At 65.0% G+C, this 13,603-nt stretch carries 9 protein-coding genes; 3 read left to right on the top strand and 6 right to left on the bottom strand.

The annotated features are described in order from the left end of the window. Positions 1-33 precede the first annotated feature (33 nt). On the top strand, positions 34-1,599 hold the full coding sequence (locus QDT69_RS10950; RefSeq protein ID WP_279706575.1) for a winged helix-turn-helix domain-containing tetratricopeptide repeat protein: 1,566 nt from the start codon (positions 34-36) through the stop codon (positions 1,597-1,599). 60 nt (positions 1,600-1,659) lie between these two features. On the opposite strand, the gene QDT69_RS10945 is transcribed toward QDT69_RS10950, so the two are convergent. Then, a complete protein-coding gene (locus tag QDT69_RS10945) occupies positions 1,660-2,487 on the bottom strand; it encodes a YkgJ family cysteine cluster protein (protein WP_279706682.1) in 828 nt (275 codons plus the stop codon). A 602-nt stretch (positions 2,488-3,089) separates the two neighbouring features. Here QDT69_RS10945 and QDT69_RS10940 point away from each other — a divergent pair. Next, positions 3,090-3,962 carry a DMT family transporter gene (locus tag QDT69_RS10940; protein ID WP_279706574.1) on the top strand — a complete coding sequence of 291 codons (873 nt, stop codon included), beginning with the start codon at positions 3,090-3,092 and terminating at the stop codon, positions 3,960-3,962. Here QDT69_RS10940 and QDT69_RS10935 read toward each other — a convergent pair. Next, entirely contained in the window at positions 3,959-5,422 is a 1,464-nt protein-coding gene (locus QDT69_RS10935; protein ID WP_279706573.1) for a deoxyribodipyrimidine photo-lyase, read from the bottom strand. The two genes, QDT69_RS10940 and QDT69_RS10935, sit on opposite strands and share 4 nt — an antisense overlap. A gap of 21 nt (positions 5,423-5,443) precedes the next feature. After that, the gene (locus tag QDT69_RS10930) at positions 5,444-6,103 is read right to left on the bottom strand and encodes a peroxiredoxin (protein WP_074128706.1); all 660 of its coding nucleotides are present in this window, start codon (positions 6,101-6,103) and stop codon (positions 5,444-5,446) included. A 388-nt stretch (positions 6,104-6,491) separates the two neighbouring features. On the opposite strand from QDT69_RS10930, the gene QDT69_RS10925 reads away from it, so the two are divergent. Beyond that, positions 6,492-7,073, top strand: a complete 582-nt coding sequence (locus QDT69_RS10925; protein ID WP_279706572.1) for a hypothetical protein — start codon at positions 6,492-6,494, stop codon at positions 7,071-7,073. 82 nt (positions 7,074-7,155) lie between these two features. Here the strand turns inward: QDT69_RS10925 and QDT69_RS10920 are convergent, their stop codons facing one another. The 3 genes from QDT69_RS10920 to QDT69_RS10910 form a co-directional block, all read right to left on the bottom strand. Continuing rightward, a complete protein-coding gene (locus QDT69_RS10920) occupies positions 7,156-8,997 on the bottom strand; it encodes an alkaline phosphatase family protein (RefSeq protein ID WP_279706571.1) in 1,842 nt (613 codons plus the stop codon). A 138-nt stretch (positions 8,998-9,135) separates the two neighbouring features. Beyond that, the gene (locus QDT69_RS10915) at positions 9,136-12,360 is read right to left on the bottom strand and encodes a CusA/CzcA family heavy metal efflux RND transporter (protein ID WP_279706570.1); all 3,225 of its coding nucleotides are present in this window, start codon (positions 12,358-12,360) and stop codon (positions 9,136-9,138) included. Next, the gene (locus tag QDT69_RS10910; protein ID WP_279706569.1) at positions 12,353-13,576 is read right to left on the bottom strand and encodes an efflux RND transporter periplasmic adaptor subunit; all 1,224 of its coding nucleotides are present in this window, start codon (positions 13,574-13,576) and stop codon (positions 12,353-12,355) included. Before QDT69_RS10910 ends, QDT69_RS10915 begins: the two co-directional genes overlap by 8 nt. Positions 13,577-13,603 lie beyond the last annotated feature (27 nt).

Raw genomic sequence — 13,603 nt, 5'->3', positions numbered from 1 at the left:
GAAAAAGTTGCAAAAAATGTAGTCTGCAGAGCCATGGCGACGATCCACCAGTTCGGTCCTTTCCGCCTCGACGCAGGGGCCGAGACGCTGTTCAGGGAGTCCGAACCGGTGGCGCTCGGACGACGCGCGGTGGTGCTGCTTCGGCTGCTCGTCGAGCGGGCCGGATCGCCCGTTTCCAAGGACGCGTTGATGGAGGCGGCCTGGCCGGGGCTTGTGATCGAGGAGAGTAATCTGACGGTGCAGATCGCCGCGCTGCGGCGGGCATTTGCTGACCTCGACGGCGGCGCGACCTGGATCGAGACGCTGCCGCGCCGCGGCTATCGCTATGTCGGGCCGCCGGTTGCGAGCGTGTCCGATCCGGGCTCGCCCGTATCGTCAGCGCCGGCGCTGTCCGACAAGCCGTCGCTCGCGGTGCTGCCGTTGTCGAATCTGAGCGGCGATCCCGCGCAGGATTATTTTTCCGACGGGATCACGGGAGACATCATCGCCGAACTGTCGCGCTTCAGGTCGCTGTTCGTCGTCGCCCGTCACTCCAGCTTCGCCTACAAGGGCAGGACACCCGAGATCAAACGGGTCGGGCGCGAGCTCGGGGTCCGCTACGTGGCCGAAGGCAGCGTGCGCACGATCGGCAGCCGTATGCGGGTTGTCATCCAGCTGCTCGATGCCGCGAGCGGCTACAGTCTCTGGACCGAGCGCTACGACCGCGATCTCGAGGACATCTTCGCCCTGCAGGACGAGATTGTCCGGGCGATCGTCGCGGCGCTGCCGGGTAGGATGGAGGACGCCGGTCGCGAGATCGCAAGGCGCAAGCCGACCTCCAGCATTACCGCCTACGATCTGGTCCTGCTCGGCAACGAGCGATGGCGTCAGCTGACCGTGACGGCGATGGCGCAGGCCAGGGACTATTTTCGAAGCGCCGTCGCGCTCGACCCGCACTATGCCCGCGCCCACGTCAACATCGCGTGGACCATCGTCTGTGACGTGTTTCTCGAATCGCCCACCACTGCGACGCTCGAAGAGGCGCGGAGCGAGATCGAGACCGCGCTCGATATCGAGGATGGCGACGCCTGGTCCCATGGCGTGTTTGCGCAGCTGCTGTTCCTGAGCAGGGATGACGCCAAGGCCGAAATCCATTTCGGCCGCGCGCTTGCGCTCAATCCAAACGATGCCGACGTCGCTGCGGTCTTCGCCAACATCCTGGTCTACTGGGGACGCTGGCGCGAGGCGCTGACGTGGATCGGGACAGCCAAGCGGCTTAATCCGTTTCCGCCCAATTTGTACCATTGGTATCACGCGCTCGCCCTCTATTCGGGGCGCGAGTACGAGCAGGCGGTCAGGGCGGTGATGGAAGCGCGGTCGTTCGACAGGTGGTCGCACGGCCTCCTTGCAGCCTGTTATGCGCAGATCGGACGGATCGACGAGGCGCAGGCCGAGGCCGACGCGTTCGTCAGCCAGCGATGTCGCGAATTGAAGGCGAATGGCCGCGCCGTGCCCGCGAGTACCCTCGAGCTCGCGCAGGCCAGGGCCGACCGATATCGCAATCCCTGCGATCGCGAACATTTCCTCGACGGATTGCGCAAGGCGGGTCTCACCGGTTGACGGATCACGGCCGCTTGCTCCTTGAACCCGCGAGTCGACGTGCGTTGTGTCCGGTTACAGTCACGTCGTGCGTATCACGCCGATTTCCTTCGACAGCTCGAGAAGCGTCGGCCGGTAAGGCGGGGAGGGGTCGTCGTCGTCGGGGATGGCGCAATGGCCGAACTCCTGCTGGACGCGCTGGATCTCCCTCACGCGATCGTTCAACCGCTGCAGATGCTCGAGCGATCTGGCCTTCCAGTAGCGGAAGGTGTCATGGGTGATCGGCACGAAGGCAGTGCCGAACAGCGTTGGATCGGGCACGATGGTCCGCCCGAGCAGCAAGTAGCGCTCGTCGCCGACGATGACGAGGGTGGGATAGGGGCGTCCCGCACTGACCCTGAGGCCCTTCAGCGAGAGTTCGCACAGCCTGCTGAACCAGGGCTCCTTGCGCCAGCGGTCGGGATCATCGAGGTCGACCTGCACATTCAGCGCGTCGAGCCCGAAATGCGGCACCATGCCCGCGGCCTCGGGAAACCAGTCATCATCGAGATGGCCTTGCAGCCAGGCGCAACTGAAGGATCGGCATTGCCGGGGACGCTCGTGGTAGATTTCGCATCCGCCGCCCGCCAGGATGTGGTTGCAGACGGTGTTCACCGGTTTGCCGAGATCGGTCACCTCAAGCACCTTGCAGCACAGGGTGCATGATCCGCATTGCCGGACCGTCGGTGCCACTGGAATACCGAGGGTCCACGAGCCCTGGCGTTCGCGGAACACCAACTTCTGCTTCTCCAGCGTGCCAAGCGCGCGCTCGACCTTGAGACGGGACAATCCGGTCGCGCCGATGATTTCCTTTGTCGTCGTCGCGCCGCTCTCGACGGCCCGAACGACGACCGATGTCACCTGGTCCATTTTCTTTTTCTTGTCCGGCTCGTGGCCGGCTCTTCTTGTGCAGTGTTTTTTGGCCGCCGGTATTCGGCGACGGCAGATCCCGGCGCGAGCCGGAACACGCCGCAACCGGCGGCTGCGAAGTTGCGTTGAAGCGTATCCGCGAGGACTGGATGCCGCATCCGACAAACCTGCATGGCATCGTTGAGGACAAATCGCCGTGATTGCGGCGATGCAGCTCCTTCGCGACCACGCGAAGCTGCGTCCCCACTAAAGCTGTCATCGCCCGGCTCGACCGGGCGATCCAGTGCGCCGCGGCCTCTCGATTCACGCACTGCTGCCTCTGGAATACTGGATCACCCGCTTTCGCCGGGCGATGACACCGGTTGTCTGGCATCTTGAATCGAGAGCCATCCTCGGTGTCGTCCCTGCGAAAGCAGGGACCCATACTCCGCGGCCGATGTCGCCAACGGGGCTCGTCGTTGCGGTGGTGCGTAACAATCAACGCTTGTGGTTATGGGTCCCTACTTTTGCAGGGACGACAGCGTAGATGAAGCATCGCCTTAGCAACCCCGGCGAAAATCGCGATTGCCGGCTGCCGCATCTTCAGGCAATGACGGCCTGCAATGAACAAGAGCTTCGAGGAAACTGCCGCTCGTCTGGCGCCGGCGATCTTTGTCGTGCTGTGGAGCACGGGATTCATCGGCACCAAATACGTCATCAACAGTGCGGAGCCGCTGACCTATCTGGCGATCCGGATGGCGTTCGTTGTGGTGGTGATGGCGGTCATCGCCGCGGTGACGCGGCCGAAATGGCCGGACCGCACCGGCGTCTTTCACAGCGCGGTGGCCGGCATCCTGGTGCACGGTTTCTATCTCGGCGGCACCGCGATCGCGATCGCGCATTCGATTCCCGCAGGCTTGTCGGCGTTGATCCCGGGGCTGCAGCCGATCCTGACCTCGACCATCGCCAACCGCTGGTTAGGGGAGCGTGTCACGCCGCTGCAATGGGGCGGGCTGGTGCTCGGCCTCGCCGGCGTCGTCCTGATCCTGCACGAGCGGCCGATGACCGGCGACGCCGGATGGGGCTGGCTTGCCTCCGGCGTCTCGCTGATCAGCATCACGCTCGGCACGCTCTATCAGCGCCGCTACTGCAACCGGATCGACTGGCGCGCCGGCAATCTGGTGCAGTACGTCGCGGTGACGATCTTCTTCGGCATCGGCGCCTGGCTGTTCGAAACCAATGTCGTGCACTGGACCACCGAGTTCGTGCTGGCGATCGCCTGGCTGGTGTTCGCACTCTCGATCGGCTCGATCGGGCTGTTGTACTGGTTGATCCGTCACCATGCCGCGACCTCGGTCGCGAGCCTGTTCTATCTCGTGCCGGCAACGACCGCGCTGATGGCCTATATGCTGTTCGGCGAGAAGCTCGACACCGTCGCGATTGCCGGCATGGCGGCCTGTGCCGCCGCGGTGCTGCTGGTCAACCGCCGCGCTTAGTCCTTGCCACGGATCTTGGCGTAGGCCGCGAGCGCGCGTTCGCGGCCTTGCTTGTGATCGACGATCGGCTGCGGATAGGTCTTGCCGAGCTCGACGCCGGCGCTGGCGAGCTCGATCGGCGTCGCGGTCCAGGGCTGATGGATCACATTGTTGGAGAGCCGCGCCAACTCCGGCACCCAGCGCCGGACATAGGCGCCGTCGGGATCGAACTTCTCGCCCTGCAGGATCGGATTGAACACGCGGAAATAGGGCGCGGCATCGGCGCCGGAGCCGGCGACCCATTGCCAGTTCGCCGGATTGGAGCCGGCATCGGCATCGACCAGCGTGTCCCAGAACCATCGTTCGCCGGCGCGCCAATCGATCAGCAGGTGCTTGACCAGGAACGAGGCGACCACCATGCGCACCCGGTTGTGCATCACGCCGGTGTGCCAGAGCTCGCGCATGCCGGCATCGACGATCGGATAGCCGGTGAGGCCGCGCTGCCAGGCCTTCAGCGCACGCGCATCACGCTGCCACGGAAAGGCGTCGAACTGCGCCTGCAAATTCCGCTCAGCCAGATCAGGAACGTCGAACAGCAGATGGCGGCAGAATTCGCGCCAACCGAGTTCGCTCAGGAATTTTTCGATGTCGCCGGCGAGGCGCGGGTGCTCGGCGGCGGCGAAGCGGGCCGCGTGCCAGACCTGCCGCGGGCTGATCTCGCCGAAGCGCAGATGCGGCGACAGGCGCGAGGTGCCGTCGCGGTCGGGCCGGTCGCGGTCGTCGGAATAGCCGCGAATGGTCTCATCGAGGAACGCCCTCAGCCGGACCTGCGCCGCGGCTTCACCGGGTGTCCAGCTCTCGCGCAGGCCGCCGGCCCAATCCGGCCGCGTCGGCTCGAGCTTCCAATCGCTGAGGGCTTCGCTCGCGACGCCGCTGACCGAAGCAAGCTTCTTCGGAGCCGGTAAAAGTTTTGGCGGATCGCCGAGGCCCTGCACACGCCGCCAGAACGGCGTGAACACGCGCAGACCGCGGTTGTCCTTGTTGCGGATTGCCTTGGGTTCGGCCAGGAGGTCGCTGGGGAAAATCTGCGAAGCTATGCCGTCATTTGCGAGCGCGGATTCAACCTCTTCAGCGACAGCTTGATACGGCGCCTGCGCAATGTCGTTCCAGAACACGGCCTGCGCATTGGTCTCGCGCGCCAGGGTGGCGATCACGGCGGCGGCGGGCCCGGTGCGCAGCACCAGCGTTCCACCGATGGCATTGAGACTCTTGCCGAACGCGCGCAGCGATTGCGCAAGCCACCAGCGCGTCGCGCCCCCGAGGGGGCGCGCGGCTGGAGGTTTCAGGGCGTGGCTCTGTTCGTCGCGGACATAAAGGCCAACCACTGGCGCGCCGCGGCTGGCCGCTTCATGCAAAGCCGGGTGATCCGACAGCCGCAGATCGTCGCGGAACCAGACGATGACAGGCTGCGCGTTGGCCACCCGGACGCTGCGTACCTGCCGTTACTTCGGCTGCGGCACGATGCGGATGTAGGGCTTCGGCGCCTTCCAGCCCTGCGGGTAGATCGTCTTGGCCTCGTCGTCGCTGACCGAGCCCGCGATGATCACGTCCTCGCCCTGCTTCCAGTCGGCAGGCGTGGCGACGCGATGCTTGGCGGTCATCTGCAGCGAGTCGATCGAGCGCAGGATCTCCTGAAAGTTCCGGCCGGTGGTCATCGGATAGACCATCACGAGCTTGATCTTCTTGTCCGGTCCGATCACGAACACGTTGCGGACGGTCTGGTTGTCGGCGGCGGTGCGGGTGAGGGGATCGCCCGAGGTCGAGGCCGGCAGCATGTCGTACAGCTTCGACACGTTGAAGTCGGTATCGCCGATCATCGGATAGTTCGGCGCGGCGCCCTGGGTTTCCTTGATGTCCTCCGACCATTTGGCGTGGCGGTCGACCGGATCGACCGACAGGCCCATCAGCTTGACGCCGCGTTTGTCGAATTCCGGCTTCAGGCGGGCGAGTGCGCCGAGCTCGGTGGTGCAGACGGGGGTGAAGTCCTTGGGATGGGAGAATAAAAGCACCCAGCTGCTGCCGATCCAGTCGTGGAACTTGATCTTTCCTTCGGTGGTCTCGGCTTCGAAGTCGGGGGCGACGGCGCCAATCTGAAGTGCCATGATTTTACCTCATCGCTTTGAAGTTGCTGCAAAATTTGTATTTGAGGTGGTCTGTTCCAGTATAGGACTGGAAAAGGCTTAAGTGAACGGGTTCTGAAAAAAGGTGAAACATTTCTCCTTGAGCGCGGAATTCCATGCAACTTGTTTTGATCCAATCCTGTGCGACGAAATATCAGATGCGGCACAAAAGCTTGGAAATGCCCAGATAAAGCCGCTTATCGCCGTCATCACGCCGGCCCCGGCTGCTATAGGACTGAACCGTGACAGCTTCCAAAGCGACCAAATAGCAACCATCTAAAAATCTCGGAACTCAAGTTCCGAATCATTAACCACTCGTTTACGCCCGCATGGAAAAGCTGGCCTGAGATAGGAATTGAAAGCTCCCACAATGTCTACCCCAAGTACCAAGACCGCTGAGGCTCTCAGCGGTGCGTTGCATCCGTCCTGCCGCAAGACCGCCGCCCATGCGCTGACCATCGTGCGCGACGGGGTCATCACAGGCGAAGGCCCGACCACCAAGGGCCGTATCCATTTCTCCCGGTCACTCGATGCCGATGACGCTGCCTGGTGCGCGCGCATCCTGACGGCGGCCGCGGTCGAGCATCAGCCGGTCAGCCGGGCCGAGATCGAGGCGCTGCTCGCGATCAACGAGGCGGCTGCCGAGCGCAGCGATGGCGGCCGGTTCGACGATCTGCTCGCCAAGGCGATCGCCCACCACGCCGCGTCCGAGTCCGGCCTGCCGGTGCCGCCGCGCACGGTGGCGCTGTCGGCGGACACCGAGATCGATCGCTGGGCGCCGACCCAGGGAACGAAGATCGACACCAAGGTTCTGGAGTGGATCGCCGGCCGGATGCGCGGTCAGCGCCGCACCGGCCGTGCGCTCGCGGCGATGGTGGCGACGCTGGTCGGCGCGGCCGCGCTGCCGCTCGCGACCCAGCTGCCCAACGTGTTCGACATCGGGATGATGTGACCTTCATCCCAGGTGATGTGATCACCGGGGATGATGCGTGCATCGTCCCGAACGAAAAGGCTTCAGGCGAGAGCGGCGGGGATCACTTCCCCGCCGTTTTCTGTTTGCCGTCGGTCTCCTCGAGCCCGAGCGTCCGCCCCGGGAACCCGGCGACGTCGAAATAGCGGGTCGAGAGCACGCGCTGGAATTTCAGCACGGTGCGCAGGCCGTTGGCGGACGGCTTTTTCGACATGAGGGTGCCCTCGGCCATCTTCGGCACGATGCCGTTCGGCAGCGCTTCCGACATCACCCGGCCGATCAACCCGCCATTGTTCGGGGTGCGCAGGCCGAGCAGCTGGGCGGCGGTCATGCCGACATCGGCATTGCTGACCGGCAGCGGATCGACATAGCCCGCCTTGAAGTCGGGGCCGATCGCCGCGGTGAAGTTGTAGGTGTCGCCACGGCTGAAGCTGCCATGCATGCCCTGGCCCTGACGCAGCACGGTGTCGGCGATCTGCACCGAGCAGTTGGTCGGGATCTCGCAGCCGCTCGACCAGGAGCGGAAGTTGACCACGATCGACGGGTTCGGCGTCACTGCCTTGCCCTTCAGGTTGAGATTCGACATCGGCAGCGTGCCGGGGAAGGTGCCGAGCTTGTCATCGACGAACAGGCCGCTGACATAGTCCTGCTCGAGCAGCGCCTTGATCACGCGGTCGGCGAGCTTCTTGTCGCGGTTCGGCAGGTAGATCAGGTCCGAGCCGCCATTGGTCGCGACCACGACGTCAGGCTTGGCCGGGTCCTGGCCGAGCACGCCGTTGCCGGCCTTCGGATGGGCGTTGTCGGCGACCTTGGCATTCTTGTCGTTGGGGTCGAACAGCGGCAGGTTCAGCGCCTTGGCGAGATCGATCGCCAGGAAGCCCATCGGCAGGAAATCCTTCGGCGTGTCGTCGTAGGCGATCTTGGCCGAGGAGCTGGTCTTGCTCTCCTTCGAGATCGTCGAGAAGCCGTGATCGGAGGAGACCATGATGTTGGTGGTGGCGGACAGCCCGAGCTCGTCGAGCGCCTTGCGGAGCTGGGCGAGGTTGTTGTCGGCATTCTTGATGCCGGCCATCGAGGTCGGGCCGTTGATGCCGGGGGTGATGGTGTTGAGGCTGTCGCCGGTGTTGTGCTGGCTGCCGTCCGGATCGCGCGACCAGAACACCAGCACGAACGGTTTGTTGCGCGCCTTGAACATCGGCAGCACGACCTTGGTCGCGACATCGGCCATGTAGGCCTGTTGCGCGATGTTGGCGACCGTGGTGCCGGGCGTCTTGGCATCGCCTGCCTTGGCGTTGTCGCCGCGGCTCGGCGTCGCGAGCGGCAGGCCGGCCTTGGTCAGCGCGTCCTTCATCTCGTCGGAGAGCGGCACGCCGGTCTTGCCGCCGGTGGAATCGTCGACCACGATCGTGTTCTTGCCACGATCGGTGTGATCGAACAGCAGGGTCGGGCCGACCTTGCCGATGGCGGCGGTGCTAAAACCCTGGCCGCGAGCCATCTTCAGCAGCGTCTCCTCGTTGAGGTAGTCGCCATTGAAGTGATCGTCGATGTCGGCGAGCACGGCGTCGTTCTCGATGAATGGCACCACGGTGTCGCCGGCGGGCACCGAGGTGTAGCCGGTAAAGATCGTGTTGGAGAACGTGCCGGTGTCGCCGAGATAGTGGCCGGTCGACAGCGCCGAGCTGTTCGCCATCGTGAAGGTCGGGAACAGCGAGTGCGAGTTCTTGAAGTGGACGCCCTTGTCGCGGATCTGGGCCATCGCGGGGGCCGTCTGCGGCGTCACGATGCCGCCGCGCAAGCCGTCGGGGACGAACAGGATCAGGTTGCGGGGTTTTGCATTTTGCGCGGAGGCGGCGCCGGCTGAAAGCGCGATCATGCTCGCGGACAACAATGTAATGGCACGGCGCATTTTGTTACTCCCCCTGATGAAGCCCTGCGGCAGCCCGCCGCTGCCTTCGTTTAGTTTTGCCATATGACAGAAATGTTACAGCGCTGGTTCGGCGCTGTAACTGCCGTTTTTTCGCGCGGACTGCCGGCCAGCGCGCGGTCATTCCGCAGGCTGAATCGCTGATGTCTCGTTGCGCGCAGCGCTGCCGGCATGCCCGTACCTTGCATAGAGCGCGGGCAGCACGGCAAGCGTCAGCAGGGTCGCGCTGATCAGGCCGCCGATCACGACGGTGGCGAGCGGCTTCTGCACCTCGGCGCCGGTACCGGTGGCGAATGCCATCGGTACGAAACCGAGTGAAGCCACCAGCGCGGTCATCACCACGGGCCGGAAGCGGGTGAGGGCGCCTTGCTCGATGGCTTCCCGCATCGGTACGCCTTGCTCGCGCAATTGCCTGACGAAACTCAGCATCACGAGCCCGTTCAGCACCGCAACGCCGGACAGCGCAATGAAGCCGACTGCGGCCGAGATCGAGAACGGCATGCCGCGCAGCCATAGCGTCGCGATGCCGCCAGTCAGCGCCAGCGGCACGGCGCTGAACACCAATAGCGCATCGCGCACCGCGCCCATCGCCGCCAGCAGCAACAGGAAGATCATCGCAAAACAGGCCGGCACCACGACGGCAAGGCGCTGGCGCGCCGCGGCGAGATTCTCGGACTGGCCGCCCCAGGTCATCCAGTAGCCGGGCGGCAGCGCCACGGATTGCACGACCTTGGCCTGCGCTTCCTCGACCACAGAGCCGAGATCGCGGCCGCGGACATTGGCGGTCACCACGATGCGACGCTTGCCGTTCTCGCGGCTGATCTGGTTCGGCCCTTCGGTGAAGGAGAATTGCGCGACGCGGTTGAGCGGCAAGCTCTGCACCGGCGAACTCGGCGTTGCCTTCGGCAAGGCGACCGGCAAATTGCTCAGCGCCTCGAGATCGGAGCGCACGCTCTCCGGTAACCGCACCACGATGTCGAAGCTGCGATCGCCCTCGTAGACGACACCGGCGTCCTGGCCGCCGACCGCGGCACCGATCACGTCCTGGACCTCGGAGACACTGAGGCCGCGCCGGGCGATCGCCGCCTTGTCGACCTTGATCTCGAGCACGGGCAGCCCGCCGGCCTGCTCGACCTTGACGTCGGTCGCGCCGCGTACGCCGCGCAGCACGGCTGCGATCTGGTTGGCGGCCTTCTGCATCGGCTCGAACTCGTCGCCGAACACCTTCACCGCGATGTCGCCGCGAACGCCGGCGAGGAGTTCGTTGAAGCGCATCTGGATCGGCTGGGTGAATTCATAGACGTTGCCGGGCAGCCGGCCGACCGCCTTCGAGATGTCCTCGATCAGCTGCTCCTTGGTCAGCGATGGATCCGGCCACCGCGCGCGGGGCTTGAGGATGATGAAGGTGTCGGACGCGTTCGGCGGCATCGGGTCGCTTGCCACCTCGGCGGTGCCGGTCTTGGAGAATACGAACGACACCTGCGGAAAGTGGCTGACCGCCTTCTCGACCGACAGCTGCATCGCCTGGGACTGCGACAGCGCCGTGCTCGGAATCCGGAGCGCATGCATGGCGATGTTCTTCTCGTCGAGCGAGGGGATGAACTCCTGGCCGAGGCGGAAGAACCCGAACAGGGCGGCGGCGAACAGCACGACCGCCGCCGCGATAACGGGCAGGGGCGTTGCAACCGCGCGCCGGAGTAGCGGGCTGTACCAGCGCTTCAACGCGGCAACGAGCCAGTTCTCCTTTTCCTGGACCCGACCGGTGATGCCGATCGCGATCAGCGCGGGGACCAGCGTCAGCGACAGCACGAAGGCTGAGGCGAGCGCGAGGATCACGGTCAGCGCCATCGGCTCGAACATCTTGCCTTCGACGCCGGTGAAGGTGAGCAGCGGCAGATAGACCAGCAGGATGATGGCCTGGCCGTAAAGGCTCGGCTGTACCATCTCGACAGCGGACGCCCGCACCGTCGCCAGCCGTTCGTCGCGCGTCAGCACGCGGCCGAGCGCGTGCTGCTTCTCGGCGAGATGACGCAGGCTGTTCTCGGTGATGATGACGGCGCCGTCGACGATCAGGCCGAAGTCCAGCGCACCGAGGCTCATCAGATTGGCGCTGATGCGGCCTTGCCACATGCCGATCGCGGTCATCAGCATCGCTATCGGGATCACCAGCGCCGTGATCAATGCCGCCCGGAAATTGCCGAGCAGCACGAACAGCACTGCGATCACGAGCAGCGCGCCTTCGGAGAGGTTCCGCGCCACCGTGCCGATGGTCGCATCAACCAGCTGGGTACGATCCAGCACCGTCTCGACCTTGACGCCGGCCGGCAGGGACGGCGTGATCGCCCGCAGCTTGGCGTCGACCGCGGCCGACACGGTGCGGCTGTTGGCGCCGATCAGCATCAGCGCGGTGCCGACCACGACCTCGCGGCCGTTCTCGCTGGCGCTGCCGGTGCGCGTTTCGCCGCCGATCGAGAGCGTCGCGAGGTCGCGGATCCGGACCGGGACGCCGCCGCGGGTGGTGACGACGACGGCACCTAACTCCTCGATGTTCTCCAGGCGGCCGCCGGAGCGGACCACGAAGCCTTCGCCGTTGCGCTCGATATAGCGCGCACCGCGGCTGACATTGTTGGTTTCGATCGCCTTGGCAACGTCGGCAAAGGTCAGACCCAGCGCGATCAGTTTCGCCGCATCGGGATGCACCTGGTACTGCTTGAGGTAGCCGCCGATTGAATCGACGCCGGCGACACCGGGCACCATCTTGATCTGCGGCTTGATGATCCAGTCCTGCACCGTGCGCAGATAGGCGTCCTTCTCGACCTCGCTTTGCAACGTTTGGCCGTCCGCCGTGAGGAAACGGCCGTCGCTTTGCAGGCCCGGCGCGCCGTCGCTCTGCACGGTCTCGCCGGAGTAATGCACGGTCCACATGTAGATTTCGCCAAGACCGGTCGAGGTCGGCCCGATCCGCGGCTCGATGCCCTGCGGCAGGCGCGCGCGGACTTCGGTCAGGCGCTCGCCGACCTGCTGGCGGGCGAAATAGATGTCGGTTGCTTCGCTGAACACCGCCGTGATCTGCGAGAAGCCGTTACGGGAGAGCGAGCGCGTGCTCTCCAGCCCCGGCGCGCCGGCAAGCGCCGTTTCGATCGGGAAGGTGATCTGCTTCTCGATCTCGGCCGGCGACAGCGCCGGCGCCACGGTGTTGATCTGGACCTGCTTGTTGGTGATGTCGGGCACCGCGTCGATCGGCAGCTTCGTCAATGCGAGGCCGCCGAGGAACATCAGGATTGCCGCCAGGGTGACGACAACCCAGCGCCGCTGGATCGCAAGACCGATGATGCGCTCAATCATGGCCGTGCTCCGCCTCGTCCTTTTCGACCTCCGCCTTCAGCGTGAAGGTGTTCTGCACCGCGATGGTCTCGCCGGCGGCGAGACCCGAAACGATCTCGATATCGTCGTCGTCCTCGCGGCCGGTCCGCACGGACCTTGCCTCGAAGCCGTCGGCATCGCGCACGAACACGGTCGGCGTTCCCTTGATGGTTTGAAGCGCCTTCTTCGACACGATGACGGTCGACGGCGCGCCGGACAGCGGCACCTCCGCGGTGACGAAGGTGCCCGGCTTCCAGCGGTGATCCCTGTTGGGCATGGTGGCGATCACCCGGGCGTTGCGGGTCTCGCGGTCGAGCAGGGGGCTGACGAAGATCACGCCGGCGCTGGCTTCATCCTCGGTGCCGATGGCGCGGATCTTCACCGAAACACCTTCGCGGACTGCGTTGATGTCCTCGGGTGAAACCGCCAGTTCGACCCAGATATCGTCGAGATTGACGATGACATAGAGCTCGCTTTCCTGGCCCTCGCGTCCGATCAATCCGCCGAGATCGACACGGCGTTCGGAGACCCGGCCGCTGATCGGCGCACGCAGGAACTGGGTTCGCAGGCTTTCGGGGGGCTGGTTGGGCAGGTCGGCGATCTCGCTTTCCGACAGGCCGAGCGCGAACAGTTTCTGCCGCGCGCCGTCGAGCTTGATCTGGGCGTCGTTCGCGGTCAGCCGCGTGCGCAGGAATTCGTTTTCTGACACGATGCGGGTCTCGACCAGCGTCTTTTGCCGCGCGTAGAGGGTCTGCTGCAGATCGTTGGTGAGTCGTGCGGCGAGGTATTCGCTCTTGGCGTCGGCGACCTCGCGGCTCTCGATCGCTGCGACGATTTCGCCCTTCTCGACGACGTCGCCGAGGCGCTTGCGCAGTTCCGTGACGGTCGCAAGCACGCGCACCGAGACGCGGCCGATATGGTCGGCGTCGGGGATCAGCGATCCCGGCGCAAGGAAATGCCGCTTCAGCATGCCGCCGCCGGCCTGCGTCAGCGTGATGCCGGCCTCGCGAATCTGATCTTCGCTCAGCTCGATATGTCCGGGGGCCTCATGCTCGGCCTCGGCTTTCTCTGGACTCGCGGTCGCAGTTTCCTGCGTCGTGGCCGGGAACTTGACCGGCCAGCCGATCCATCCGGCCGCCAGAACGACCAATGTAATGCCGGCGGCCATGCCGGCGAAGAATAGAACAACCCGTTTCATATGCGCCTCTCCGCAGCGCAGGCGGAT

It is taken from the genome of Bradyrhizobium sp. CER78, from assembly GCF_029846235.1.
GTDB lineage: Bacteria > Pseudomonadota > Alphaproteobacteria > Rhizobiales > Xanthobacteraceae > Bradyrhizobium.
The sequence above is the reverse complement of the archived record's forward strand: the minus strand, read 5'-3'. Positions and strand labels throughout refer to the sequence as shown.

What these genes read in the sequence shown, in the direction of transcription:
- QDT69_RS10925 (WP_279706572.1), top strand. Translation starts at nt 6,492, where the DNA reads ATGTCTACCCCAAGTACCAAGACCGCTGAGGCTCTCAGCGGTGCGTTG.
- QDT69_RS10910 (WP_279706569.1), bottom strand. Translation starts at nt 13,576, where the DNA reads ATGAAACGGGTTGTTCTATTCTTCGCCGGCATGGCCGCCGGCATTACA.
- QDT69_RS10940 (WP_279706574.1), top strand. Translation starts at nt 3,090, where the DNA reads ATGAACAAGAGCTTCGAGGAAACTGCCGCTCGTCTGGCGCCGGCGATC.
- QDT69_RS10930 (WP_074128706.1), bottom strand. Translation starts at nt 6,103, where the DNA reads ATGGCACTTCAGATTGGCGCCGTCGCCCCCGACTTCGAAGCCGAGACC.
- QDT69_RS10950 (WP_279706575.1), top strand. Translation starts at nt 34, where the DNA reads ATGGCGACGATCCACCAGTTCGGTCCTTTCCGCCTCGACGCAGGGGCC.
- QDT69_RS10945 (WP_279706682.1), bottom strand. Translation starts at nt 2,487, where the DNA reads ATGGACCAGGTGACATCGGTCGTCGTTCGGGCCGTCGAGAGCGGCGCG.
- QDT69_RS10915 (WP_279706570.1), bottom strand. Translation starts at nt 12,360, where the DNA reads ATGATTGAGCGCATCATCGGTCTTGCGATCCAGCGGCGCTGGGTTGTC.
- QDT69_RS10920 (WP_279706571.1), bottom strand. Translation starts at nt 8,997, where the DNA reads ATGCGCCGTGCCATTACATTGTTGTCCGCGAGCATGATCGCGCTTTCA.